The 5,429-nt window shown below is 60.1% G+C and carries 2 protein-coding genes; both read right to left on the bottom strand.

All coding sequences use genetic code 11. The features are described 5' to 3' along the window. Nucleotides 1-469: 469 nt before the first annotated feature. Entirely contained in the window at nt 470-2,323 is a 1,854-nt protein-coding gene (locus HMPREF2785_RS01000; RefSeq protein ID WP_070613905.1) for a hypothetical protein, read from the bottom strand. 157 nt (nt 2,324-2,480) lie between these two features. Then, nucleotides 2,481-5,429 (bottom strand): DUF7507 domain-containing protein (locus HMPREF2785_RS12060; RefSeq protein ID WP_210386063.1); only part of this gene is annotated, 2,949 nt, incomplete at its 5' end.

Here is a 5,429-nt window from a genome sequence, read left to right as displayed (position 1 = left end):
GGTGTGACGTGCGGATTGTTCAGCAATCCGCACCACCTGCTTACCCCCGGAAATTACCCCCGTTTTACGAGCACACACGCAACAATAGCCTTCGAGACACGAAAAACAGGGCGCTTTAGCCCTGTTCTGCTAGTGCGTTTCGCGCCCAACTAGCCGATGAGCCCACTGCTGAACACCATGCCCAACACGACCTGGACAAACACCACCGGCATCTTTCGATCTGCTAGCACAATCCCGAACACCACTAGCAGACCAGGAGAACACCACCCCAACGCTCATCGTCTAGCACCCCGAAACACCAGCTAGACGATCAGCCCCATAACGACAAACAACCCCAACACCACCAGGGCAAACACAGAGGCCAAAACGAGACCGTCTAGCAGCATCACAAGCCCAGCTAGACGATCAGCCCACAGACGCGGAAACGCCCGCTGGTGTCGAATCCGGCGGGCGTTTCTATGCCTGGTTTTTAGTTCTCGTTGGTCTCGCGGCGACGGCCGAGCGCCAGGTAGGCGCCACCCACCAGCATCAGCAGGACGCCGAGGGAGATCACGGCGCGCATCGGCGTACCGGTATCCGCAAGATCACCGTCGCGCTCCTTGCTGGAGGAGGTGGTGGTCTTCTTCGTGGAAGTCGAACCCTTCGCAGCAACGCGGTTGGAGTTGTTGCTTGCGTTCTTCACGGACGTGGTGCGGCCCGTGGAGCGGCTCGGGGTGGTCTTCAGCGGCAGTGGCGTCGCCGAGGACTTCGTGGTCTTCGCACCGCCACCGGCACCTGCGAGACCCGCGGCGCCGGCCATTGCGGCTGCTGGGCCGAGAACCTTGGTGGCAATCGGCTTGAACTCATCAATCGCCTTCAAAATCTGCTGCGGACGGTTCAGCGTGGTCACCTTCGGATCACGGGCGAGAACGATCTCTGCGGTCTTCGCGTTGCGCTGGACCTGGATTTCCGCATTCTTGTAGCCGTGCGGTGGTTCGATCAAGGTGAGCTTGATCAGCTTGCGATCCTTAGCGTCCTTATTCAGATCGAACACGACGTTTGCGCGTCCGTCGGCACCAGTCCTACCGGCAACGCGGCCATCAGCGCTCTTGAACTCAGCGCCTTCAACAGCCTTGTTGTCATCGGTGCGGACGAGGACCTCCATGACCCAGTCGTCCTCAGCCGCAGGCGCGGTTGGGGTCGTGGCCGAGTTGGTCGGGGTCTCGGTTGCAGGCGTGGTCGTTGTCGTGGCCGGGTTGGTCGGGGTCTCGCTGCCCGGGGTTGCGGTCGGGGTTGCAGCGCCAGTCTCCGGGTTGTCAAGGCCAGGCAGCTTGAGGCCAGCGACACCGGCGAAGTTGTCAGCTTCATCGCCCTTGGCGACGACGTTAGAAACCGCGTTGTCCTTCACGTGGATAGCGGTCGCGTCGTCGTCTGCAAAGACGAACTCGCCGTCTTCGTTCTTGTAGGCGTAGTTCAGTGCCTTTACCTTCGGCAGGGTTGCCTTTTCCGGCACTGTCACAGCGGTGTGGGTCGCGGCTGGGGCCTTCTCGTCGACGTCGAGGTGCCACAGGTACGCCTCACCCTTGTCGTTGGTGGACAGGGCGACAAGCGAGGTCTCGTTCTTCTCACCGTCGGCAGCCCATGCGGCGGGCTTGCCGGCTTCCTTCACGCCGTCGATCTTCAGCGGCTTAGTGGTGAACCCGAGCGGGGTGTTCTTGGCGCCCGACTTATCGTCGGAAAGATCCAGGGTGTACACCTTGTCCTCGCCGAACAGCACAAGCGTGCCGCCTGCGGTGAAGGCAGCGGTGTCGATCTTGGTGGCGTCGTCACCCTTGAGGTCGATCTTGCCCAGATCCATCAGACCACCATCGTTGGCGTTAATGCGCAGCAGGTGGCCGGCGTCCTTGCCCTCCTCGTCCTGGGAGATGGCGTACAGCAGCTTGTTTTCAGGGTGGCGCGCAAGAGCGGTGTAGGTGCGGCCCTTGGAGTTGTACTGCGCGCCAGAGGTACCGGTGCCGTTACCGGGCGTATCCAAGAACAGGGCAGCAAATGCCTTTGCAGCGTCCGAAAGGTTCGAGTCCTTGGCTGGGGTCTGCGTGACCGGCGCGGCCGAACCCGCCACGGGGGTGGTGGTGGCCGGGGTGGTTGCTGGGGTCGTCGATACGCTGCTCGCATTGCTTGTCGACGACACCGGGTCCACCGCAGCAGACGACGTCACAGGCGCAGTCTCCTTCGCAGTAGCGCTCTCCTGCGCGTTTGCGACCGGCACGAGTGCGATCGAGCCTGCGACTGCTGCCGCGAGCGAAAGCCCGACGGCACGTTTTGCCTTGGATGTTGCTGCCATTATTACCTCTCGAGAATAGAAAAAGCGCGCGCGAGCGCCCCCAAAAACCACATATGAATGTATACGCCAACCTTGGACTTCACAATACATCCCGAACAAAAGCGAAACCCGCCTACTCGCCGAGCAATTTGCATCGGTTTCGTAGGCGGGTCAGCTTTTAGGCTTCAGCCGGTTCCGCAGGCTCCTCAGGCTTGGCGGTCTCCGTTGCCTCGGCCTTGTTGTTGGAGCTGCTGCCCTCGGTCTCTACATTCCAGCCGAACTGGCAGCTGGCGTAGTACAGACCCATGATCAGACCAGCCACAGCCAGGAGGCCAACACCGGCAACCGCAGCCGGGGCGGCCGGATTGATCTGGGACAGCTGGCGGTTGACCTGGTCGATCTGCGCCTGGAACTGGTTGAACACAGACGGGACTTCAATGTTCACGTTCGGCATCACGCTGCGCACTGCCTCGTTGGCCTGTGCGGCCGCGGCGTTGAGCTCGTCTTCGAACATCACACCGATACCACCGGCGACTGCACCGAGAAGGCCGATCGGCACCAGCCACGCAACCGGGTTGGATACCGAGGATGCGGTGGCCAGGCACTTGCCCAGGGAGCTGCCGTCCTCGCCAACAATTTCGTTGTCCCTGCCGATACCGCCACCTGCAGCGATGTCGCCGTTGCCCTTCTCAAACTGCAGACCGATCACGATTTCCTTCTGGGACGGATCATCCGCAGCCGGACGCAGTTCGAACGGCTCGGAGAACTTGCCGCGAACCTTGAACGGCTTCGACTCCAGGGTCGAGCCCGCACGGGACGAGTTCTTCTCCGGATCACGCGGATCAATCAGACGCAGGTTGCCCGGGTTGTCGATCTCGAAGGTGTACTCACCCCACGGTGCAGACTCGAAGTAGACGTTGCCGTCTTCGTTGGTCTCGCCCGCGATGGACGGACCACCATCGGTCGGAACCAGCTTGACCTTCAGCCCTGTGAGGCCTTCGTTCTCGTCCTGCGTGCGGTTCTGGTTCTCATCAACCCATGCGATCAGGCGCAGGTTGTCAGCCAGCGGAGCACCCTGGTCAACGATGATGTGAGCGTTGCCCTTGAGGTTCTCGCGCGGGGAGATGATCAGCGTGGATGACGGGTCATCGCCGTAGTCCGGTTCACCCGCGAGGCCGCGGCCACGAGCCGGACGCGTCGGGAGTTCACCCGTTGCTTGTGCTTGGTTGTGGTGACGGACATTGTTAGCCAGACCTTCCGGGATCTCAGCAGTGAAGATCACACGCTGACCTGGCAGCAACGTGCCATTGAAGCCCTCAGGCTTCTTAATCTCAAGATCCTTGACCTTCTTCAGCTGATCAGCTGGAACGTCGTTGCCATCCTTGTCCTTGGCATCGCCCTCAAAGATCGCGTCCTTCAGCTCCACGTTCACCATCGGTGCAGAACCGGTGTTCTGGATTTCGTAGGTGAACTTCAACGCGTTGCCGACGCCCATACGAACAGGCTTGTCCGGGTTGGTAGCAAAGCGGGCGTTGACCTTCTTGTGCACCTCTGCCTTGATGAACTTGGTGTACGCCGAATCCGGTGCGGAACCTACCTTTTCACCAGTAGAGGTTTCACCGAAGGCGGTAGCGACGTTGTTGAAGTCGAACGCGTCCTCCGGAGCCTTCATCTTGGCCTTAATCACCTCGGTTTCACCCGGGGCGAGCTCCGCAGTCCAGCCTTCCGGCATCTTCAATTCGATGTTGCGCGACTGAAGTTCCGGATCATCGATATCGATGTTCTTAATCGGCGTATCACCGGTGTTGGTGATGAAGAGCTCGTAGTAGAGATCTTCGCCGGGAAGGGTGGTCATGACATCGTCGACAAGATTGCCGTCCTTGTCCTTAACCTGGCCCAGGTTATCGGCGTCGCGGCCCCAGACCTGCTTCTCCAGTTTCAGGGAAGCATTCTTGGTCAGCTGGATTTCCGGCAGCTTCACGTCATCACCAGGGCGGACCGGAACCTTGATCTTGTCGATCTCGCGGTCGCTACCCGGAGTCAGGATCTCGATCTCGTTGACGCCAGGCGTGACATCTTCGATCTTGAAGTTGCCCTTCTCATCAACGTCGATGATCTTGGAGTCGCCGTTCGGGTCGGTCACTACGACCTTGGTACCCGGAACAGCATTGCCGTTGCCGTCGTTGACATTGCCCTCAATGGACTGATCGATCGGAGCCTTGACACGGATCTCGCCCATGTCGGTACGCTCGCCCTGCTTCACCGTGACCTTACGGTTCAGCGGCTTGCCGTTGATGTCGGTGTCCGGCCAGCCCTCCGGCAGCTCAATTTCCATGTCGAAATCGACGACGCCTTCAGGGAAGTACTGGAAATCGATCTCCGGGGTGACGAAGAAGCCGTCTCCATCAACGCTGAGCGGAATCTCGTAGTCGAAGTACTCCGGTCCCTTGGTCTCCTCAGTGCGGGGATCGACCGAGATGGTGTTCGGATCAGCGACATCCTTCTTGATGAACTTGATCTTTGCACCCTGGATCGGGTTACCGTGCTCATTGATCAACCAACCACCGACGGTGTTTTCACCGATGCGGTCAGACTTGTCCTTGCGGCCACGTTCCGACTTGTCGACCTCGAACTCGATCGGATCAGACTCGCCGTCCTTGACCTCAACGATCTTCGGACGTGGGTTGTTCATGCCCTCAGGGGTCTCTACCTCGACGATGTACTTACCGTCAGGCAGCGGCTTGTCGTCCGGACCATGGATCTCGAAGTTGCCCTCTGGATCCGTGATCTCTACGTTCTCAGCAACCTTCTCGCCATCAGGTCCGTAAACCGTGACATTCGGCTTACCCTCGCCGTCCTGCGGCAGCGGCTTGCCGTCCTTGTCCTTGACTGTGCCGGTAATGGAAGGCTTGGTCTCGGCCGGAGTGGTCGTGGTCGGCGTCGGCTTTTCAGTCGTCGAGGTCGGCGTCGGCTTCGACGTGGTCACGGTCACCTTCGTGGTCGTCGGCTTCTCAGTTGTCGAAGTTGGCGTCGGCTTCTCAGTCGTCGGAGTCGGCGTCGGCTTGCTGGTCGTCGGCTTCGGGGTCGGGTTGATGTTCTCCAGCTTGGTGTCCTGGTCCTTCTTCAC

This window comes from Corynebacterium sp. HMSC067D03 (assembly GCF_001811185.1).
GTDB classification, from domain to species: domain Bacteria; phylum Actinomycetota; class Actinomycetes; order Mycobacteriales; family Mycobacteriaceae; genus Corynebacterium; species Corynebacterium coyleae.
The sequence above is the reverse complement of the archived record's forward strand: the minus strand, read 5'-3'. Positions and strand labels throughout refer to the sequence as shown.

Excerpts from the sequence above, each read along its gene's own strand:
- HMPREF2785_RS01000 (WP_070613905.1), bottom strand. The coding sequence starts at position 2,323 with ATGGCAGCAACATCCAAGGCAAAACGTGCCGTCGGGCTTTCGCTCGCG.